The sequence below is a fragment of the Burkholderia orbicola genome (assembly GCF_900100915.1).
GTDB classification, from domain to species: Bacteria; Pseudomonadota; Gammaproteobacteria; order Burkholderiales; family Burkholderiaceae; genus Burkholderia; species Burkholderia orbicola.
Map to the genome: position 1 here is coordinate 1,253,789 of NZ_FNKW01000001.1, position 20,632 is coordinate 1,274,420.

18 protein-coding genes are annotated in these 20,632 nt (G+C 66.9%); 1 reads left to right on the forward strand and 17 read right to left on the reverse strand.

The window, feature by feature from the left end; all coding sequences use genetic code 11:
* Positions 1-20: 20 nt before the first annotated feature.
* From BLS50_RS05945 to coq7, 17 genes are all read right to left on the reverse strand, one after another.
* Entirely contained in the window at positions 21-527 is a 507-nt protein-coding gene (locus BLS50_RS05945; RefSeq protein ID WP_011544504.1) for a peroxiredoxin, read from the reverse strand.
* A gap of 188 nt (positions 528-715) precedes the next feature.
* Positions 716-1,912, reverse strand: a complete 1,197-nt coding sequence (gene ftsZ / locus BLS50_RS05950; protein WP_006477012.1) for a cell division protein FtsZ — start codon at positions 1,910-1,912, stop codon at positions 716-718.
* Between the two features lie 112 nt (positions 1,913-2,024).
* Positions 2,025-3,257, reverse strand: a complete 1,233-nt coding sequence (ftsA, locus tag BLS50_RS05955; RefSeq protein ID WP_006487138.1) for a cell division protein FtsA — start codon at positions 3,255-3,257, stop codon at positions 2,025-2,027.
* 26 nt (positions 3,258-3,283) lie between these two features.
* Positions 3,284-4,036, reverse strand: coding sequence for a cell division protein FtsQ/DivIB (locus BLS50_RS05960; RefSeq protein ID WP_006477014.1), 753 nt, complete (start codon positions 4,034-4,036; stop codon positions 3,284-3,286).
* A 19-nt stretch (positions 4,037-4,055) separates the two neighbouring features.
* Entirely contained in the window at positions 4,056-4,997 is a 942-nt protein-coding gene (locus BLS50_RS05965) for a D-alanine--D-alanine ligase (RefSeq protein WP_011544503.1), read from the reverse strand.
* A 1-nt stretch (position 4,998) separates the two neighbouring features.
* Positions 4,999-6,396, reverse strand: a complete 1,398-nt coding sequence (murC, locus tag BLS50_RS05970; RefSeq protein ID WP_011544502.1) for a UDP-N-acetylmuramate--L-alanine ligase — start codon at positions 6,394-6,396, stop codon at positions 4,999-5,001.
* Positions 6,393-7,496 carry an undecaprenyldiphospho-muramoylpentapeptide beta-N-acetylglucosaminyltransferase gene (gene murG / locus BLS50_RS05975; RefSeq protein ID WP_027809362.1) on the reverse strand — a complete coding sequence of 368 codons (1,104 nt, stop codon included), beginning with the start codon at positions 7,494-7,496 and terminating at the stop codon, positions 6,393-6,395. Before murG ends, murC begins: the two co-directional genes overlap by 4 nt.
* Complete coding sequence (gene ftsW, locus BLS50_RS05980; protein ID WP_011544500.1) at positions 7,493-8,776, reverse strand: putative lipid II flippase FtsW; 1,284 nt, start codon at positions 8,774-8,776, stop codon at positions 7,493-7,495. Before ftsW ends, murG begins: the two co-directional genes overlap by 4 nt.
* A complete protein-coding gene (murD, locus tag BLS50_RS05985) occupies positions 8,773-10,284 on the reverse strand; it encodes a UDP-N-acetylmuramoyl-L-alanine--D-glutamate ligase (protein ID WP_074801369.1) in 1,512 nt (503 codons plus the stop codon). The genes ftsW and murD overlap by 4 nt, the downstream gene beginning before the upstream one ends.
* 28 nt (positions 10,285-10,312) lie before the next feature.
* Entirely contained in the window at positions 10,313-11,482 is a 1,170-nt protein-coding gene (mraY, locus tag BLS50_RS05990; RefSeq protein ID WP_006477019.1) for a phospho-N-acetylmuramoyl-pentapeptide-transferase, read from the reverse strand.
* A 16-nt stretch (positions 11,483-11,498) separates the two neighbouring features.
* Positions 11,499-12,905: a UDP-N-acetylmuramoyl-tripeptide--D-alanyl-D-alanine ligase gene (locus tag BLS50_RS05995; protein ID WP_074801372.1), complete on the reverse strand. Its 1,407-nt coding sequence runs from the start codon at positions 12,903-12,905 to the stop codon at positions 11,499-11,501.
* Complete coding sequence (locus BLS50_RS06000) at positions 12,902-14,449, reverse strand: UDP-N-acetylmuramoyl-L-alanyl-D-glutamate--2,6-diaminopimelate ligase (RefSeq protein WP_074801374.1); 1,548 nt, start codon at positions 14,447-14,449, stop codon at positions 12,902-12,904. The genes BLS50_RS05995 and BLS50_RS06000 overlap by 4 nt, the downstream gene beginning before the upstream one ends.
* Positions 14,446-16,293, reverse strand: coding sequence for a peptidoglycan D,D-transpeptidase FtsI family protein (locus tag BLS50_RS06005; RefSeq protein ID WP_053526016.1), 1,848 nt, complete (start codon positions 16,291-16,293; stop codon positions 14,446-14,448). The genes BLS50_RS06000 and BLS50_RS06005 overlap by 4 nt, the downstream gene beginning before the upstream one ends.
* Positions 16,290-16,631: a cell division protein FtsL gene (gene ftsL, locus BLS50_RS06010; RefSeq protein WP_006477023.1), complete on the reverse strand. Its 342-nt coding sequence runs from the start codon at positions 16,629-16,631 to the stop codon at positions 16,290-16,292. Before ftsL ends, BLS50_RS06005 begins: the two co-directional genes overlap by 4 nt.
* Positions 16,628-17,569 (reverse strand): 16S rRNA (cytosine(1402)-N(4))-methyltransferase RsmH, encoded by a 942-nt coding sequence (gene rsmH / locus BLS50_RS06015; RefSeq protein ID WP_011694135.1) that lies wholly within the window; start codon positions 17,567-17,569, stop codon positions 16,628-16,630. Before rsmH ends, ftsL begins: the two co-directional genes overlap by 4 nt.
* A gap of 23 nt (positions 17,570-17,592) precedes the next feature.
* On the reverse strand, positions 17,593-18,021 hold the full coding sequence (mraZ, locus tag BLS50_RS06020; protein WP_006477025.1) for a division/cell wall cluster transcriptional repressor MraZ: 429 nt from the start codon (positions 18,019-18,021) through the stop codon (positions 17,593-17,595).
* Positions 18,022-18,407: 386 nt separating this feature from the next.
* Positions 18,408-19,034, reverse strand: a complete 627-nt coding sequence (gene coq7 / locus BLS50_RS06025) for a 2-polyprenyl-3-methyl-6-methoxy-1,4-benzoquinone monooxygenase (RefSeq protein WP_074801377.1) — start codon at positions 19,032-19,034, stop codon at positions 18,408-18,410.
* Positions 19,035-19,310: 276 nt separating this feature from the next.
* Between coq7 and BLS50_RS06030 the strand changes: the two genes are divergently transcribed.
* Positions 19,311-20,462 carry a porin gene (locus BLS50_RS06030; RefSeq protein ID WP_023477229.1) on the forward strand — a complete coding sequence of 384 codons (1,152 nt, stop codon included), beginning with the start codon at positions 19,311-19,313 and terminating at the stop codon, positions 20,460-20,462.
* Positions 20,463-20,632 lie beyond the last annotated feature (170 nt).

Here is a 20,632-nt window from a genome sequence, read left to right on the forward strand (position 1 = left end):
GGCAACGGCGCACCGCACGATCAGGACGTCAACGTCGCGAGAACACTCGCCGCATCGCTCACTTCGAATTTGCCCGGCGCCTCGACGGCCAGCGTCTTGACCACACCGCCGTCAATCACCATCGCGTAGCGCAGGGAACGAATTCCCATGCCACGCGCGGACAAATCCTGCGTCAGCCCCAGCGCATGAGTGAAAGCCGCGCTGCCGTCCGCCATCATGCGCACCTTGCCCGCGGTGTGCAGATCACGTCCCCATGCGCCCATCACGAATGCGTCGTTGACGGACACGCACCAGATCTCGTCGATACCCGCCGCGCGCAATTGCTCGGCGTGCTCGACGTAGCCCGGCACATGCTGCGCCGAGCAGGTCGGCGTGAACGCGCCCGGTAATCCGAAGATCACCACCCGCTTTCCCGCAACCTGGTCGCGCACGCTGTAGGCGTTCGGCCCCAGCGTGCACCCTTCGCGCGCGTCGTCGATGAACTCGAACAATTGCGCGTCGGGCAGCGCGTCGCCCACTTGAATCATGGCTGGTCCCTCATAGCGATACGGTTTTTCAACGTGTTGCGGACAGCACGGCCCATCCCGCTCCGCTCAAGCGAAGAGGGCACGTTTCCCGGCCCGGCGTCGCATCCGACGCGGCCTGTTTGGGTCCGTAGCATCCGTCACGCCGGCGTTACCGCGGCAACTTCGCCGCGGCTTCGCCTGTGTTTGCGTCAGTCAGCCTGCTTGCGCAGGAAAGCCGGGATGTCGTACGTGTCGACACCCTTCTCCTGCAGCGCCTGCACGTGCGATGCCGCGGTTTCGCGCGAATTGCGCCACACCGCCGGCGTATCGAGCGCGCCGTAGTCGGCCGTGCTGACGTGATGCGGCTGCGCATAGCCGTGCGACACCGCGCTGACCGGCTGGTTGTCCGTACCCGTGCGCAGCAGCGTCATCGGGGCCGACTGCTGCTTCTTCGCCGCACGGCCCAGACCCGTCGCCACGACCGTCACGCGCAGTGCATCGCCCATCGCGTCGTCGTACACCGCACCGAAGATCACCGTCGCATCTTCCGCCGCGTAGCTCTTGATCGTGTTCATCACTTCGCGCGTTTCCGACAGGCGCAGCGAACGGCTCGACGTGATGTTGACCAGCACGCCGCGCGCGCCCGACAGATCGACGCCTTCGAGCAGCGGGCTCGCCACGGCCTGTTCCGCCGCGAGGCGTGCGCGATCGACGCCGGCAACCGTCGCCGTACCCATCATCGCCTTGCCCTGCTCGCCCATCACCGTCTTCACGTCTTCGAAGTCGACGTTCACGAGGCCGTCGACGTTGATGATTTCCGCGATACCTGCCACCGCGTTGTTCAACACGTCGTCCGCGCACTGGAAGCACTTGTCCATCTCGGCGTCGTCGCCCATCACGTCGAACAGCTTGTCGTTCAGCACGACGATCAGCGAGTCGACGTGATCCTCCAGTTGCTGCGAGCCTGCTTCGGCGACGCGCATGCGCTTGCCGCCTTCGAACTCGAACGGCTTGCTGACGACACCGACCGTCAGAATGCCCATCTCCTTCGCGATCTGCGCGACCACCGGTGCGGCGCCCGTGCCCGTGCCACCGCCCATGCCGGCCGTGATGAACACCATGTGCGCGCCGCGCAGTGCGTCGGCGATGCGCTCACGCGCTTCTTCCGCTGCCGCACGACCCATTTCCGGCTTCGCACCGGCGCCCAGACCCGTGTTGCCGAGCTGGATCACCGACGATGCGCGCGAACGCGACAGCGCCTGGGCGTCCGTGTTCATCACGATGAAGTCGACGCCCTGCACGCCGCGGTTGATCATGTGCTGGACGGCATTGCCGCCAGCGCCGCCAACGCCGACCACCTTGATGATGGTGCCGTTGGTTTCGGTTTCCAGCATTTCGAATTCCATTGTTGCCTCCGTCAAGAGAATGACTGCTACTCGGCCGTTATTCGGCAGGAGATCGGGCAACCCCCTGTCGCGCGCCAGCCGCCGGCACCAGCGCGAATTTCGATTCGGTTTGTCAGAAGTTGCTCAGGAACCATTCCTTCATCCGCGAGAACACCTGCCCCGCGTTGCCGGACTGCACGGCGACCTTGCGGCCGCGCATGCGCTGCGCACTGCCTTCGACGAGCAGCCCCATCGCCGTCGAGTAGCGCGGATTGCGCACGACGTCGGAGAGGCCGCCTGCATATTCCGGCGCGCCGATACGCACCGGTTTCAGGAAAATGTCTTCACCGAGCTCGACCATGCCCGGCATCATCGACGCGCCGCCGGTAATGACCACGCCGGAGCTCAGGAGTTCTTCGTAACCCGACTCGCGCACGACCTGCTGCACGAGCGAGAACAGTTCCTCGACGCGCGGCTCGATCACGGCCGCGAGCGCCTGGCGCGACAGCGTGCGCGGACCGCGTTCGCCGAGGCCCGGCACTTCGACCATTTCGTCCGGATCGGCGAGCGCCTGCTTCGCGATCCCGTAGCCGACCTTGATGTCTTCCGCATCCGGCGTCGGCGTGCGCAGCGCCATCGCGATGTCGCTCGTGATCTGGTCGCCGGCGATCGGGATCACCGCCGTGTGGCGGATCGCGCCTTCGGCGAAGATCGCGATGTCGGTCGTGCCGCCGCCGATGTCGACCAGCACCACGCCGAGATCCTTCTCGTCTTCCGTCAGCACCGCCAGCGACGACGCGAGCGGCTGCAGGATCAGGTCGTTCACCTCCAGACCGCAGCGGCGCACGCACTTGACGATGTTCTGCGCGGCGCTCACCGCGCCCGTCACGATGTGCACCTTCACTTCCAGCCGGATGCCGCTCATCCCGATCGGCTCGCGCACGTCTTCCTGGCCGTCGATGATGAATTCCTGCGTGAGGATGTGCAGCACCTGCTGGTCGGTCGGGATGTTGATCGCCTTCGCGGTCTCGATCACGCGCGCGACGTCCGTCTGCGTGACTTCCTTGTCCTTGATCGCGACCATCCCGCTCGAGTTGAAGCTGCGGATGTGGCTGCCCGCGATCCCCGTGAACACGTTGGTGATCTTGCAGTCGGCCATCAGCTCGGCTTCCTCGAGCGCGCGCTGGATCGATTGCACGGTGGCCTCGATGTTGACCACCACACCTTTCTTCAGACCCTTCGACTCGCTCTGGCCGAGACCGATCACCTCGTAGTGACCCTCGCCTTTCAGCTCGGCGACGATGGCCACCACCTTCGACGTGCCGATGTCGAGGGAAACCAGCAGATCCTTGTAGTCTTTGCTCATAAAGTGCTCTTGCGTGTGATCTCTCGTTACTTCTTGCGCTTGTCGGTATCGGTCAGGAACCGCATGCCTGCCGCGCGAATCGCGAATCCGTTCGGATACCGCAGGTCCGCGTACTCGATGTCGTTGCCCCAACGCTCCGTGACGGCCGGCCACGCGGCGACCAGGCGCTGGCTCCGGTCATGCAGCGTGTCGCTGTTGCGTTCCTTGCCCAGCTCGACCTGCATGCCGTTCGACAGCTTCACCGTCCACGCGTACCGCGCCGACAGCGTCACTTCTTCCGGCGCCGCCTTCAGCGGCGCAAACCATTTCCCGAAGTCGCGATATCGCGTGACGACTTCCTTCGCACTGCCTTCCGGGCCGTCGAACGCCGGCAGCTCCTGCTCCAGTTCGCCCTGGTTCGCGGTGAACAGCTCGCCGTCGACGCTCACCAGCTGATCGCTGCCCCAGGTCCCGAGCGGTTTGTACTCCTCGAGCGTGACAGCCAGCGCATTCGGCCACACCCGGCGCACGCTCGCGTGACGCACCCACGGCATCTGCTCGAACGCCGCGCGCGCCGTATCGAGATCGACCGTGAAGAAATTGCCCTTCAGCCGGCCGACCACGCCCGCGCGCACCGTCGGCGAGTTGATGTGCTCGGTGTCGCCGTCGATGCGGATTTCCCGCAGCGCGAACGTCGGGCGCTGGATCAGCCAGTAGCAGCCGGCCGCCGCCAACACGAGCAGCAGCAGCGCGTACAGCGCGCTGGCGGCAAGGTTGAGTTGGCGAACGTTGTTCCACATACGTCGTTCCGTTCCTGCGTCAGTCGTTGAGCGTGAGCGACAGCACCTTCACGACCAGCTCGGAATAGCCGATGCCGACCGCGCGCGCGGCCTTCGGCGGCAGCGAGTGGTCGGTCATCCCGGGGGCCGTGTTCACTTCGAGGAAATACGCATTGCCGGCCGCGTCGAGCATGAAATCCGCGCGGCCCCAGTCGGTACAGCCGAGCACGTCGAACGCGCGGCGCGCGATGCGCTTCAGTTCCGTTTCCTGTTCCGCCGGCAGGCCGCACGGGATCAGGTACTGCGTATCGTCGGCAACGTACTTCGCGTGGTAGTCGTAGAACTCGCCCGCCGGCACGATCTTGATCAGCGGCAGGTCGAGATCGCCGGCGATGCACGCGGTATATTCGCCGCCACCTTCGATGCTCTTCTCGACGATCACGATCTTGTCGTGCGTCGCGGCTTCCGCGAGCGCGGCCGGCAGCGCGTCGGCCGTCTTCACCTTCAGCACCGCGACGCTCGAGCCTTCGCTCGCCGGCTTCACGAACAGCGGCAGGCCGAGCTTCGCGACGATGTCGGTCGCGCGCGCGGCCAGGTCGTCGCCGCGCATCACCGTCTCGAACGGCGGCGTCGGCACGCCCGTCTGCTGCCACACGAGCTTCGTGCGGAACTTGTCGAGGCCGAGCGCCGAGCCCAGCACGCCGCTGCCCGTGTAGCGAATCCCGTAGAAATCGAGCGCGCCCTGGATCTGGCCGTTCTCGCCGTAGCCGCCGTGCAGCGCATTGAACGCGCGCACGAAACCTTCGTCCTTCAGCGCCGACAGCGGCCGCTCGGCCGGGTCGAACGGATGCGCGTCGACGCCCGCATCCCGCAGGCCCTGCAGCACGAGGCGGCCCGAGGTGAGCGACACCTCGCGCTCGGCGGATTCGCCGCCGAACAACACCGCCACCTTGCCGAAACGTTTCGGATCGATCCCGCTCATGTCATGCCTTCTGTTGAATGTGTTGCACGAGCTTCGCCGGCACGCCGCCGATCGAACCCGCCCCCATCGTGATCACCACGTCGCCGTTCTGCGCGACCTTCGCCAATGCGTCCGGCACGTCGTCGACCGTCGCGACGAACACCGGGTCGACCTTGCCCACCGCGCGCAGCGCACGCGACAGCGCGTCGCCGCTGGCCGTCGGGATCGCGGCCTCGCCGGCCGCATAGACTTCCGTCAGCACCAGCGCATCGACCGTCGACAGCACGTTGACGAAATCGTCGAAGCAGTCGCGCGTGCGCGTGTAGCGGTGCGGCTGGAACGCCAGCACGAGGCGACGGCCCGGGAACGCGCCGCGCGCGGCCGCGATCGTCGCCGCCATCTCGACCGGGTGATGACCGTAGTCGTCGATCAGCGTGTACTGGCCGCCGTCCGCGCTCGGCACCTCGCCGTAGCGCTGGAAGCGCCGGCCGACGCCGTTGAATTCCGCCAGCGCCAGCTGGATCGCGTCGTCCGACACGCCGAGATCGGTCGCGATCGCGATCGCCGCGAGCGCGTTCTGCACGTTGTGCAGGCCCGGCATGTTCAGCACGACCGCGAGCGGCGCACGCCCTTCGCGGATCACCGTGAAGTGCATCCGGCCGTCGCGCGCGTCGATGTCCTCCGCGCGCACCTGCGCGTCCGGCGACAGGCCGTAGCGCACGACCGGCTTCGAGATGAACGGAATGATCTGCCGCACGTTCGGATCGTCGACGCACACCACCGCGCTGCCGTAGAACGGCAGGCGCTGCGTGAATTCGATGAACGCCTGCTTGAGCCGCGCGAAATCGTGGCCGTAGGTGTCCATGTGGTCGGCATCGATGTTCGTGATGACTTCGATCACCGGGTACAGGTTCAGGAACGACGCGTCCGACTCGTCGGCCTCGGCGACGATGAAGTCGCCCGTGCCGAGCCGCGCGTTCGCGCCGGCGCTGATCAGCCGGCCGCCGATCACGAAGGTCGGGTCCAGCCCGCCCGCGGCGAGCACGCTCGCGACGAGGCTCGTCGTCGTGGTCTTGCCGTGCGTGCCGGCGATCGCGATACCCTGCTTCAGGCGCATCAGCTCCGCCAGCATCACCGCGCGCTGCACGATCGGCACGCCCTGGTGGCGCGCGGCCAGCACTTCGGGGTTGTCCGAGCGCACGGCCGTCGACACGACGACCGCGTTCGCGCCCTCGATGTTCGCCGCATCGTGGCCGATCGCGATCCGCGCGCCCAGCGCCTCGAGGCGGTCGGTCACCGCATTGCGCGACAGGTCCGAGCCGCTGACCGCGTAGCCGAGGTTGACGAGCACTTCGGCGATGCCGCTCATGCCCGCGCCGCCGATCCCGACGAAATGAATGTGTTTGACGATGTGTTTCATTGCAGTTGTTCCAGGTTCGCGCCGGCCGCCTTCGCGCAGACGCGCGCGACTTCGTCGGTGGCCTCGGGCTTCGCGAGCGCGCGCGAACGTTCCGCCATGTCCGCGAGCGATGCCCGCGACTGGCCGCGCAGCCAGTCGGCGAGCAGCTCCGCCGACAGGTCGCGTTGTTGCACCAGCACGGCCGCGCCCGCATCGGCGAGAAACGCGGCGTTGGTCGTCTGGTGATCGTCGACCGCGTACGGGAACGGCACGAACAGCGCCGCCACACCCACCGCCGCGATCTCCGACACCGTCATCGCGCCCGACCGGCAGATCACCAGATCCGCCGCCGCATACGCGGCCGCCATGTCGTCGATGAACGGTACGAGCCGCACGTCCTCGCCGGCCGCGAAACCGGCCGCTTCGTAATTCGCCTTCAGTGCCTCGATGTGCTTCACGCCGGCCTGGTGCACGACGCGCGGGCGCTCGCCCGGCGCCAGCAGCGCCAGCGCGCGCGGCACGACTTCGTTGAGCGCGGCCGCCCCGAGGCTGCCGCCGACGACCAGCACGTTCAACGGGCCGCTGCGCGACGCATAGCGTGCGTGGGGCGGTTCCGTGTGCGCCAGTTCCGCGCGAATCGGGTTACCCGTCCATTCCGCGTGCGGCAGCGCGCCGGGGAACGCGACGAGCACGCGCTTCGCGAGTTTCGCGAGCACCTTGTTGGTCAGGCCCGCGATCGAATTCTGTTCATGCAGCACGAGCGGCCGTCCCGACAGCGCGGTCATCACGCCCGCCGGGAACGTGATGTAGCCGCCCATCCCGAGCACGACGTCCGGCCGCACGCGGCGCAGCGCGCCGAGGCTCTGCCAGCATGCGCGCAGCAGGTTGACCGGCAGCGTCAGCTTGGTCTTCAGGCCCTTGCCGCGCAGCCCGCCGAACCGCACGTACTCCATCGGAATGCCGTGCTTCGGCACCAGCGTCGCTTCCATCCCGGCCGGATTGCCGAGCCATACGACGCGCCAGCCCGCCGCTTCCATCCGGTGCGCGACCGCGAGCCCCGGGAACACGTGGCCCCCGGTGCCGCCTGCCATCACCATCAGCGTGCGTTGCGACGCGGTCATACCTTCCCTCCGCGCATCAGCACCCGGTTCTCGTAATCGACCCGCAGCAGCACCGCGAGCGCGACACAGTTCAGCAGGATGCCGGAGCCGCCATAGCTCACGAGCGGCAGCGTCAGCCCCTTGGTCGGCAGCAGCCCGAGGTTCACGCCCATGTTGATGAACGTCTGCGCGCCGAACCAGATGCCGATGCCCTTCGCCATCAGGCCCGCGAACGTGCGATCGAGCGCGAGCGCCTGGCGGCCGATCTCGAACGCGCGACGCACGATCCAGTAGAACAGCAGGATCACGACCAGCACGCCGATGAAGCCGAGTTCCTCGCCGATCACCGCGAGGATGAAGTCCGTATGCGCTTCCGGCAGGTAATTCAGCTTCTCCACACTGCCGCCGAGGCCGACGCCGAACCACTCGCCGCGGCCGAACGCGATCAGCGAGTGCGTGAGCTGGTACGCCTTGCCCTGCGCGTAGCGCTCGTCCCACGGATCGAGATACGCGAAGATCCGCTCGCGACGCCACGGCGACAGCCACACGAGCATCGTGAACGTGCCGACCGCCGTCGCGACGAGGCCGCCGAACAGCTTGCCGTTCACGCCGCCGAGGAACAGCACGCCCATCGCGATCGCGGCGACCACCATGAACGCGCCCATGTCAGGCTCGAGCAGCAGCAGCGCGCCGACCAGGCCGACCGCGAACGCCATCGGCAGGAAGCCCTTCGCGAAGCTCTGCATGTATTCCTGCTTGCGCACCGTGTAGTTCGCCGCGTAGATCGTCACCGCGAGCTTCATGATTTCCGACGGCTGCATGTTCGTGATGCCGAGCGGAATCCAGCGGCGCGCCCCGTTCACGCCCTTGCCGACGTGCGGGATCAGCACGATCACGAGGCCGACCAGCGCGATCAGGAAAAGATGCGGCGCGTACTTGTCCCAGGTCGACACCGGCACGCGGAACGCGAGCACCGCCGCGATGAACGCGACGGTGAGCGACACGCAGTGGCGCATCAGGAACGCGTAATCGTGATACGACGCGTATTTCGGCGAATCGGGCATCGCGATCGACGCCGAATACACCATCACGACGCCGAGTCCGAGCAGCGCGATCGCGACCCACAGCAGCGAATAGTCGAAATCGAGCATCCGCGAACGGCTCGGGCGCACGCCGTTGACGACGCTCGCGAGGCCGCCCGTCGCGGCGCGCGTGGCCGATGCGACGCGGCCGCCCGCGGCATTGCCGCCGGTGTCGCGCCGGTCATTGAAGCGGGAGACGAGGCGATCGGACCAGCTCATGGCGTCGCTCCTTTGTCGATGGCGATTGCGTCGACCGCCGCGCGGAACACTTCCGCGCGATGGGCGTAGTTCCTGAACATGTCGAGGCTCGCGCAAGCAGGCGACAGCAACACCGCATCGCCCGGCTCGGCGAGCTCGGCTGCTGCGTGCACCGCTGCTTCGAGCGTCGCGTGGTCGGCGAGCGGCACGCCCGTTTCGGCGAGCGTGTCGCGGATCACCGGCGCGTCGCGCCCGATCAGCATCACCGCGCGGCACCAGCGCGCGACCGGCGCGACCAGCGGCGCGAAATCCTGCCCCTTGCCGTCGCCGCCCGCGATCAGCACGATCTTCTGCGCGAGCCCGTCGAGCGCGGCTACCGTCGCGCCGACGTTCGTGCCCTTGCTGTCATCCACATAGTCGACGTCGTCGATCGTCGCGATCACTTCGACGCGATGTGCTTCGCCGCGGTATTCGCGCAGCGCGTGCAGCAACGGTGCGGCCGGAAGGTCGATCGCGCGCGCGAGCGCGAACGCGGCCAGCGCGTTCGCCGCGTTGTGCAGCCCGCGGATGCGCAGCGCGTCGGCCGGCATCAGGCGCTTTTGCGCGATGTCGGGCGTATGCGCGGCGTCGCGCTTGCGCCGGCGGGTCGTCGTCGCTTCATCCGGCGCGTCGCGATCGACGGCTTCCACCAGCCAGGCGATGCCGTTGTCGCGCGACAGCCCGTAGTCGCCGTCCTGCGTCGGCTCGTTCAGGCCGAACGTGACCGTGCGCGGCGCGTCGGCCGCGCCGGCTGCGGGTGCGAACTTCATCACGGCCGCGTCGTCGCGGTTCAGCACGCGCGTCGTCGTCGCGCCGAAGATCCGGCCCTTTGCCTGCGCGTATGCGTCGAAGCTGCCGTGCCAGTCGAGATGGTCCTGCGTGATGTTGAGGATCGCGGCCGCGTCGGGCGCAAACGTGCGCGCGGTCTCGAGCTGGAAGCTCGACAGTTCGAGCACCCACACGTCGGGCAGCGCGGTTTCGTCGATCGCGCTCGCGAGCCGGTCGAGCATCGCCGGGCTGATGTTGCCCGCGACGGCGACCTTCTTGCCCGAACGCTGGCACAGCAGGCCCGTGAGGCTCGTCGTCGTGGTCTTGCCGTTGGTGCCGGTAATCGCGAGCACCTTCGGCTGGTAGCCGCTCGTGCCGAGCGCGCGCAGCGCCTGCGCGAAGAATTCCAGCTCGCCCCATACCGCGACACCGCGCTCGCTCGCGGCCGTGACCAGCGCCGCGAGTGCCGGCTCCAGCGGCGACAGCCCGGGGCTCAGTCCGACGATCTCGACGCCGCCGTCGAGCAGCGCGGGCGCGAACGCCCCACCAACGAATTCCGCATCGATGCCTTCGGCCTGCAGCGCGGCAAGGTTCGGCGGCGCCTCGCGGGTATCGGCAATACGCAGCCGGCACCCGTGCCTCGCGCACCATCGCGCGATCGCGAGACCCGATTCCCCGAGCCCCAGTACGAGCACCATCGGCCGTTGCCGATCTCCAAACATCTCGCCAGACATCCTTGTTACCTTTCCTTTACCGCAGCTTGAGGGTGGTCAGACCGAACAGGCACAGCATCAGCGTGATGATCCAGAAACGCACGACCACCTGCGTTTCCTTCCAGCCGGACAGTTCGAAATGGTGATGCAGCGGCGCCATCTTCAGCAGGCGGCGCCCTTCGCCGTAACGCTTCTTCGTGTACTTGAACCACGACACCTGCAGCATCACCGACAGCGTTTCCGCGACGAAGATGCCGCCCATGATGAACAGCACGATTTCCTGGCGCACGATCACCGCGACCGTGCCGAGCGCGCCGCCCAGCGCCAGCGCGCCGACGTCGCCCATGAACACCTGCGCGGGGTGCGTGTTGTACCAGAGGAACGCGAGCCCGGCCCCGCCCATCGCGGAACAGAAGATCAGCAGCTCGCCCGCGCCCGGGATGTGCGGGAACAGCAGGTATTTTGAATAGACCGCGCTACCCATCACGTACGCGAACACACCGAGCGACGCGCCGACCAGCACGACCGGCATGATCACGAGGCCGTCGAGGCCGTCGGTCAGGTTCACCGCGTTGCTCGCGCCGACGATCACGAAGTAGGTCAGCACGATGAAGCCCCACACGCCGAGCGGGTAGCTGATCGACTTCAGGAACGGCAGCATCAGGTCGGCGCGCGCCGGCAGCCCCATCGACAGGCCGCTCCGCACCCACGCCATGAACAGGTCGAACACGCGCACGTTGTTCGCCTCGGACACGCTGAACGCGAGATAAACAGCCGCGAACAGCCCGATCACCGATTGCCAGAAATACTTCTCGCGCGACGACATCCCGCGCGGGTCCTTGTGGACGACCTTGCGGTAATCGTCGACCCAGCCGATCACGCCGAAGCCGAACGTGACGAGCATCACGATCCAGATGAAACGGTTCGTCAGGTCGCCCCACAGCAGCGTCGCGACCGCGATGCCGATCAGGATCAGCACGCCGCCCATCGTCGGCGTGCCGGACTTGACGAGGTGGGTCTGCGGGCCGTCCTTGCGCACGGCCTGCCCGACCTTCATTTGCGTCAGCTTGCGGATCACCCACGGACCGCACACGAGCCCGATCCCGAGCGCGGTGATGGTGGCCATCACCGCCCGGAACGTGAGGTACGTGAACAAGCGCAAAAAGCTTGCGTCTCCTTGCAGCCATTGCGCCAGCGCCAGCAGCATGCTTCCTTCCTTCTACTCAGTGTGCGGCGGGCACGGTGCCCGCCGCGGGTTGGTTCGTCAGCGCGTCGACCACGCGCTCCATCTTCATGTACCGCGAGCCCTTCACGAGCACCGTCGCCTGCGCGCCGTAACCGGCCGCGAGCAGCGCCGACACGAGCGCGCCGACGTCGTCGAAATGGCGTGCCGTGTCGCCGTAGGCCGTGCACGCGTCGCGCGATGCGTCACCGAGCGCGAACAGCGCGTCGATCCCGCGTTCGCGCGCGTACGCGCCGATCTCGCGATGGAAGGCCGGCCCTTCGTCGCCGACTTCGCCCATGTCGCCGATCACCAGCACGCGCGGCGCCGGATGCGCGGCGAGCACGTCGATCGCGGCACGCATCGAATCGGGGTTCGCGTTGTACGTATCGTCGACGACCGTCGCGCCCGCGAGGCTGCCGACGCTCGCCTGCTTCACCTGCAGCCGGCCCTTGACCGGTTCGAACGCTTCGAGACCCTGCCGGATCGCCGACAGCGCGACGCCGGCGCCGAGCGCCGCGGCCGTCGCGGCCAGCGCGTTCCGCGCGTTGTGCTCGCCGAGCGCGCGCAGCCGCACCGTGACGGCGCCCGCCGGCGTGTCGATCGCGAGTTCGCCGCCGTGCATGCGGCCGACGACCTGCGCGTCGTTCTGCCGTTCGGCGTCGTGCAGCGCGAAATCGAGGATCCGGTTGCCGGTTGCCGCGACGCGCCAGATGCCCGCGTACGCGTCGTCGGCCGGGAACACCGCGACGCCGTCCGGCGGCAGCGCGTGAATCACGGCCGCATGTTCGAGCGCGACGGCTTCCACCGTCGCCATGAATTCCTGGTGCTCGCGCTGCGCGTTGTTGACGAGCGCGACCGTCGGCGCGGTGAGGCGCGCGAGGACTTCGGTTTCGCCCGGATGGTTCATGCCGATCTCGATCACCGCGAGACGATGTGCGGCCGACAGGCGCAGCAGCGTCAGCGGCAGGCCGACATCGTTGTTCAGGTTGCCGGCCGTCGCGAGTCGCGCGTCGGCGCCGACCGCCGCCGCGAAGATCGACGCGATCATTTCCTTGACGGTCGTCTTGCCGTTGCTGCCCGTCACCGCGACGAGCGGCAGCGGGAATCGCATCCGCCAGCCGTGCGCGAGCGCGCCGAGCGCGGCACGCGTTTCGCCGCCTTCGATCATCGGCATCGCAATGCCCGCCGGCGCGTGCGCGACGAGCGCCGCGGCAGCGCCGCGCGCGGCGACGTCGCCGAGAAAGTCGTGCGCATCGAAACGCTCGCCCTTCAGCGCGACGAACAGGTCGCCCGCGCCGACCGTGCGGCTATCGGTCGACACGCGGTTGAACGTGACGCCCGCGTCGCCGTGGACGGTGGCGCCGGGAATCAGGCGGGCGGCTTCGCCGAGGCTGAACATCGTCATTCGGCGCCTCCCTTGCCGTGCGTCGCGCGCGCTGCGAGCGCGAGCCGCGCGTGATCCTGGTCGGAGAACGTACGCTTCTTGCCCATGATTTCCTGCGTGGCCTCGTGGCCCTTGCCGGCCAGCACGACGACATCCTCGCGTGCGGCGCCCCGCACCGCCTGCAGGATCGCGCTGGCGCGATCCTCGATACGACGTGCGCGATCAGGCGCGGTCATGCCCGCGACGACCTGGTCGATGATGTGCTGCGGATCTTCGCTGCGCGGGTTGTCGCTCGTGACGACGACTTCGTCGGCGAGCCGCTCCGCGATCGCGCCCATCAGCGGACGCTTCGTCGCATCGCGATCGCCGCCGCAGCCGAACATGCAGACGAGCCGGCCACCGCGCGCCGCAGCGATCGGGCGCAGCGCGTCGAGCGTCTTTTCGAGCGCGTCGGGCGTGTGCGCGTAGTCGATCACGACGAGCGGCTCGTCGTTCTGCAACCGGCCGCCGAGCCGCTGCATCCGGCCGTTGACCGACTCGAGCCGCTCGATCTCGGCGAGTGCCGCGTCGAACGGCACGTCGGCCGCGAGCAGCGCGCCGAGCACCGCGAGCAGGTTGCTGACGTTGAACGTGCCGAGCGTGCCGACCTCGACGTCCGCGTCGCCCCACGACGAACGCAGGCGGAATGTGGTACCCGTCGCGGTGGCACGCACGTCGAGCGCGACCAGTTCGCGATCGGCGTCGGGCGCCGGTGCATCGCCGATCCCGTACGCGATCGTGCGCACGCGACCGGCCAGCTTCTCCAGCAGGCGGCGGCCAGCCGCATCGTCGCGGTTGATCACCGCCGCGCGCAAGCCGCGCCACGCGAACAGCTTCGCCTTCGCGGCCTCGTACGCATCGAACGTGCCGTGATAGTCGAGGTGATCCTGCGTGAGGTTCGTAAACACCGCGACGTCGAACGCCGTCCCGTTCGCACGCCCCTGATGCAGCGCATGCGACGACACTTCCATCGCCACCGCCTGCGCGCCCGCGTCGCGCAATTGCGCGAGGCTGCGCTGGAGTTGCGGCGCGTCGGGCGTCGTGAAGCCGGTCGGCACGAGCTGACCGGGCATCCCGGTGCCGAGCGTGCCGATCACCGCGCACGGCTGGTGCAGCGCCGTCAGCGCGGTGGCGATCCATTGCGTGCACGACGTCTTGCCGTTCGTGCCCGTGACACCGACCGCCAGCAGGCTGTCGCTCGGGTCGCCGTACCAGCCGCTGGCGATCTCGCCGGCGAGTTGGTCGAGCGCCGGCACCGCCAGCGCGACGGGTACGGCCGGCGCGGCCGGTGCGTGGGCCAGCCCTTCCGGCTGATACAGCACGGCGGCCGCACCGCGTGCGACGGCATCCGCCATGAAAGCGCGGTTATCTGCCCCGTCGACCGCGTACGCGACGAACACGTCGCCAGCCTCGAGGCTGCGCGTGTCGGCATGCAGTTGCGCCGTGGGGGCCACATGCTGACGCAGCCACGCAAGCGCGGCTGCGATCTGCTGATGCGCCGGATGGGAACTGCGGGCGGCGCTCATCGAACAACTCCTGGTGAATTACGCGTCGTGCTGGACACGATCATATGCTTCGCGCCGCCATTCGTAGCCAGCTTTTGCGGGCCCTTCGCGGCAGCAGATTCCGGCGAATCGTCGGACACGACGAGCTGCTTGATCGGCATGTTCGGCGGGACGTTCAACGCACGCATCGTGTCGCCGGCGATCGCCGAGAATACGGGGCCGGACACCTGACCGCCGAAGTGGCTGCCGGCAGTCGGTTCGTCGACCGACACCGCGATCACGACACGCGGATTCGGCATCGGCGCCATCCCGACGAACGACGCGCGGTACTTGCGCGTGTAGCCGTGCCCTTCATGTTTGTACGCGGTACCGCTCTTGCCACCGACGCGATAGCCCGGCACGGCCGCATCCGGCGACGTGCCGCCAGGGGCGACCACCGTCTCCAGCATCGAGCGCACTTCGCGCGCGGTGGTCGGATTGAACACTTGCGTGCCCGCGACCGGCTGATTGGGGTCCGTCTTGAAAATGGTCACGGGCATCAGCTCGCCGTCGTGCGCGATTGCCGTGTACGCCCGCGCGAGCTGGAACAGCGACACGGACAGGCCGTAGCCGTACGACATCGTCGCCTGCTCGATGCGGCGCCAGCTCTTCCACGGACGCAGACGGCCAGCCACCGCGCCCGGGAAGCCGACCTTCGGCGCCTGGCCGAGGCCGATGCTCGTATACATATTCCACATTTCCTCGGGCCGCATCGTCATCGCGATCTTCGTCGCGCCGATGTTGCTCGACTTCTGGATTACGCCGCCGACCGTCAGCGTGCCGAAACCCGCGTCGTCGGTGATCGGCGCGCCGTCGAGCACGAAATGCCCGTTGCCCGTCTCGACGAGCGTGTTCGGCGTCACGCGGTGCAGGTCGAGCGCGAGCGACACCGTGAACGGCTTCATGATCGAGCCCGGCTCGAACACGTCGGTCATGATCCGGTTGCGCAACTGCTCGCCCGTCATGCGCGAGCGGTCGTTCGGGTTGTACGTCGGATAGTTGACGAGCGCGAGCACTTCGCCGGTCCGCACGTCGACGACCATCGCCGCGCCGGCCTTCGCCTTGAACTTCTCGACGGCGGCCTTCAGGTTCGCGTACGCGATGTACTGGATCTTGCTGTCGATCGACAGGTCGACGTCGGTGCCGTTGTGCGGCGGAATCTGCTCGGCGACATCCTCGATGATGTGCCCCATCCGGTCCTTGATCACGCGGCGCATGCCCGACGTGCCGGACAGCATCTTCTGGTCGCCCAGTTCGACACCTTCCTGGCCTTCGTCCTCGACGTTCGTGAAGCCGATCAGGTGGGCGGTGATCTCGCCTTCCGGGTAGAAGCGCTTGTATTCGTTGCGCTGATAGATGCCGGGAATGTCGAGCGCGGCGACCTTGTCCGCGACGTCGATCGGCACCTGGCGCTTCACGTAGACGAAACCCTTGTCTTCCGACAGCTTCACGCGCAGCTCCTTCGACGTCATGCCGAGGAGCTTGCCGAGCTGGTTGACCTTGTCCGCGTCGAGATCGTCCGGCACCGCGTCGGGAATCGCCCAGATCGCGCGCACCGGCAGGCTCGTCGCGAGCACGAGCCCGTTACGGTCGAGGATCTTGCCGCGCGTCGCGGGCAGTTCGATCGTGCGCTGGTAGCGGCTTTCGCCCTGCTTCTGATAGAACGCGTTGCCGGGGCCCTGGATCCAGAACGCCCGTGCGGCCAGCGCGACGAACGCCATGAACAGCAGGAACACGACGAGCTTCGAGCGCCACATCGGCAAATGAACGCCCAGCACGGGGCTCGACGAGAACTTCACGTTCTGGCGCTTCGGGGACGGCTTCATCGCGCGCCCCCCTTGCCCTTGCCGGCCGTGTCGGCCGACGCCGGGATCGGCGCGTCGATCGCCTTCGCGGCGCCCGCCGGCAGCGTCAGGTATTGCGTGCGGCCGGTCGAGATCGGCTGCATTTTCAGCGAATCGTTCGCGAGCTGCTCGATGCGCGACGTCTTCGACAGCGCGCTCTGCTGATATTGAAGCTGTGCGTAGTCCTGCTGGAGCTGACGCTCCTGCGACTGCGCACGCTGCAGCTGGATGAAGATCTGGCGTTGCTGGTTCGTCGAGTTGACGACCGACAGCGCGCAACCCATCACGATGATCAGCAGGAAGATATTGAGGCGGCTCATGGCGTGACGCGCTCCGCGATGCGCATCACGGCCGAGCGGGCGCGCGGATTCGCGGCGACTTCCGCTTCGCTCGGAAACTGGCGGCTGATGATCTTGAGCGGCGGGCTCGGGAGATCGACGGCGCGGATCGGCAAGCGACGATCGACCGCAGGCGCACTCGCGTGCGCCTGCATGAATCGCTTGACGATCCGGTCCTCGAGTGAATGAAAGCTGATGACCACCAGCCGCCCCCCTTGCTCCAGCAACGACAGTGCCGCGTCTAGTACGACTTGCAGGTCCGCAAGCTCTTGATTGACGTGAATCCGTATAGCCTGAAAGGTGCGGGTTGCCGGATCCTTGCCCTTCTCACGGGTTTTGACGACGTGACCCACGATTTGGGCAAGCTCGCCCGTGGTGTCGAGAGGCCCAAGACGGTCGGACTCTGCCCGGCGAGCAACAAGCGCCTTTGCAATCTGAAAAGCAAACCGTTCTTCCCCATAATCCCGTATCACCTCCGTCAATTCCTGCACCGAAGCCCGCGCGAGCCATTCGGCCGCCGACTCGCCACGCGTCGGATCCATTCGCATGTCCAGCGGACCATCGGCGCGGAAACTGAAGCCGCGCGCCGGATCGTCCACCTGCGGCGAGGACACGCCCAGGTCCAGCAACACCCCCGACACCTTCTCGACGCCGCGCGCCGCAAGCGCGTCGCGCATCGATGCAAAGCTGTCATGCACGATCGAGAAGCGCGCATCCTCGATGCCCTGCGCCGTCTCGATCGCCCTCGGATCCTTGTCGAACGCGATCAGCCGCCCGGCCGACGCCAGCCGCGCGAGCACCGCGCGACTGTGGCCGCCGCGCCCGAACGTGCCGTCGACGTACACGCCGTCCGGCCGCGTCACGAGCGACTCGACCGCTTCATCCAACAGCACCGTCCGATGCCGCAATTCATTTCCCATCGCGGGCGTCTCCGTCACCGCAATCAGAACGTGAAATTCTTCAGCGCGTCGGGCATGCCCTGCGCCATCGCTGCCTGCTCCTTCGCGTTGTAGGTCTGCGAATCCCACAGCTCGAAGTGACTACCCATTCCCAACAACATGACTTCCTTTTCCAGTCCGGCTGCCATGCGCAGCTCGGGCGATACAAGAATCCGGCCCGCGCTGTCGAGATCGACGTCCATCGCATTGCCGAGAAAAATTCGCCGCCACCAGTGCGCGTCCATCGGCAGCGCGGCGATCTTGGCGCGGAACACCTCCCATTCGGGGCGCGGAAACAGCAACAGGCAGCCGTCCGGGTGCTTGGTCACAGTCACCCGTCCTTCTGCCTGTCCTTGCAGCGCTTCGCGATAGCGAGACGGCACCGACATCCGCCCTTTCGCATCGAGCGTCAGCGCCGACGCCCCTTGGAACACTTTCCGCCCTCCCGTTCAGGGTACCGAAGCACCCGCTCAATGCTGAGAATTTAGCCGGAACAGCCTGCTAAATCACACAAAAATACACTTTCTCACACTGTCTCCCACTTTAGAGGAAGGGTGTGGCACGGTCAAGGGAGCGGCCCGCTTTTTTGACGAATTTTGTTAGTTAGAACAAGGACTTACGCGCACATGCTCATGCGGCCCCTCATTCCAAAAACCGTTATAAATGAATGAGCTAGTGCAACTTGTGAAGGTGATACGTGAGAAAGACGGGCCAGACGGGCGTGCGGACGGGGCTTTCGGGGGCGGGAAAACGAGGAGGGAGCGGGCGATATCGGGGGCGGTGAACCGGGGCGGCGTCCCACGCCACCCCGGCGCAAATCTCAGAGATAGTACGCAGTGCTCGTCATGACTTTCGACGCGGCGCGCATCAGCATCCGCGCGGGCAGCGGCAGCTCGATCCCGCCGGCGTCGGTCGCGGCCTTGCCGTGCTTCACCTCGTCGATCCGCATCTGGTCGACGATCGCGCGCGACGCGGTATCGGTCGGCGGCAGCTCGGACATGTGACCTTCGAGATGGCTTTCGACCTGCCGCTCCGTCTCGGCCATGAAGCCGAGGCTGACCTTGTCGCCGAGCGTGCCGGCCGCGACGCCGATCGCGAGGGCGCCGGCATACCACAGCGGATTCAGCAGGCTCGGGCGCGAATCGAGTTCCTTCAGGCGGTGCGCGGTCCACGCGAGGTGATCCTCCTCCTCGCGCGCGGCCTCCTCGAACATCGCCTTCGCCGACGCCGTGCGCGCGGTGAGCTTCTGCGCCTGATAGAGCGCCTGCGCGCAGACCTCGCCGACGTGATTCACGCGCATCAGGCCGGCCGCGTGCGTGCGTTCGGCGGGCGTCAGTTCGACGTCCGGCGTATCGGCCGGCGCGGGCACCGGCCGGCTCATCCGGCTAATGCCGGTCAGCGATCGCAGGCCGCGATCGAATTCGCTGATCAGTTCATCCAACACCATCCTGTTCTCCTGGCTGCAGGTGCCGCTGCGCGCGGCAAGGGCACGAGTCCGCTGCGTAACCGACTTGATTATTCAGCGGAAATTGCGGTTAACCCGTGATTTTAACCATTGTTGCATAAAGGAAACATGGCGGTGTTGAGCTGCAGCATTTCGCTTTGTGGCAAAAACCGGCTTTGCTACATTACGTGCGACTTCTTGCGAAGTTGATGGGGCCCGTCGCCAGAACATAACTATCCGCCCCGCCAAAAAAATTCAGTGATTCTTGGAGATCCGCTAATGAAAAAGTCGCTTCTCGCGCTCGTCGCGCTGGGCGCGTTCGCTGGCGCTGCCCATGCGCAAAGCAGCGTGACGCTTTACGGCATCATCGATGAAGGCTTCCTCTTCAATAACAACGCAGGCGGCAAGCACTTGTACGGCCTGGCGAGCGGCGTGATGCAGGGCAGCCGCTTCGGCCTGCGCGGCACCGAAGACCTCGGTGGCGGCCTGAAGGCGATCTTCACCCTCGAAAACGGTTTCGACGTGAACAGCGGCAGGCTCGGTCAGGGCGGCCTGATGTTCGGTCGTCAGGCTTACGTCGGCCTGTCGAGCCAGTACGGTACGGTCACGCTGGGCCGTCAGTACGACTCCGTCGTCGACTTCGTCGGCCCGCTCGAGGCAGGCGACCAGTGGGGCGGCTACATCGCCGCTCACCCGGGCGACCTCGACAACTTCAACAACGCGTATCGCGTGAACAACGCGGTCAAGTTCACGAGCGCGAACTACGGCGGCCTCACGTTCGGCGGCTTGTACAGCTTCGGCGGCCAGGCAGGCCAGTTCTCGAAGAACCAGGTCTGGTCGCTCGGCGCAGGCTACACCAACGGCCCGCTCGTCCTCGGCGTCGGTTACTTGAACGCACGTACGCCGAACCAGTTCGGCGGCATGTTCAACAACGGGTCGACGTCGTCGTCGGTTTCGTCGCCGGTCTACGGCGCGTACGCGAACAACGCGAACACGTACCAGGTCATCGGTGCAGGCGGCGCTTACACGTTCGGCGCAGCGACGATCGGCGCGACGTACTCGAACACGAAGTTCAAGGGCTTCTCGGCAGGCCCGTTCGTGAACCAGACCGCGACGTTCAACAACGGCGAAATCAACTTCAAGTACCAGTTGACGCCGGCGTTGATCCTCGGCGCGGCGTACGACTACACGCAAGGCAGCAAGATCGACGGCAACTCGGCAGCCAAGTACCACCAAGGCTCGCTGGGCGTCGACTACTTCCTGTCGAAGCGTACCGACGTCTACGCGATCGGCGTGTACCAGCACGCATCGGGCAACGTGCTCGATTCGAACGGCAACGTCCTGAAGGCAACGGCAGCGATCAACGGTCTGGCCGGGTCGAGCACGAGCAACCAGGTCGCGGCACGCGTCGGTATCCGTCACAAGTTCTAATCAGCTTGCCTGACACGCCGCAGCATATTGAAGGCGCCTTCGGGCGCCTTTTTCTTTTGTGGTGAGGCGGTGACGGTGGTGGATCAGCGGGTCGGTGGGTCGGTGGGTCCGTGGGTCGGTGGGTCGGTGGGTCGGTGGATCGGTGGGTCGGTGGGTCGGTGGGTCGGTGG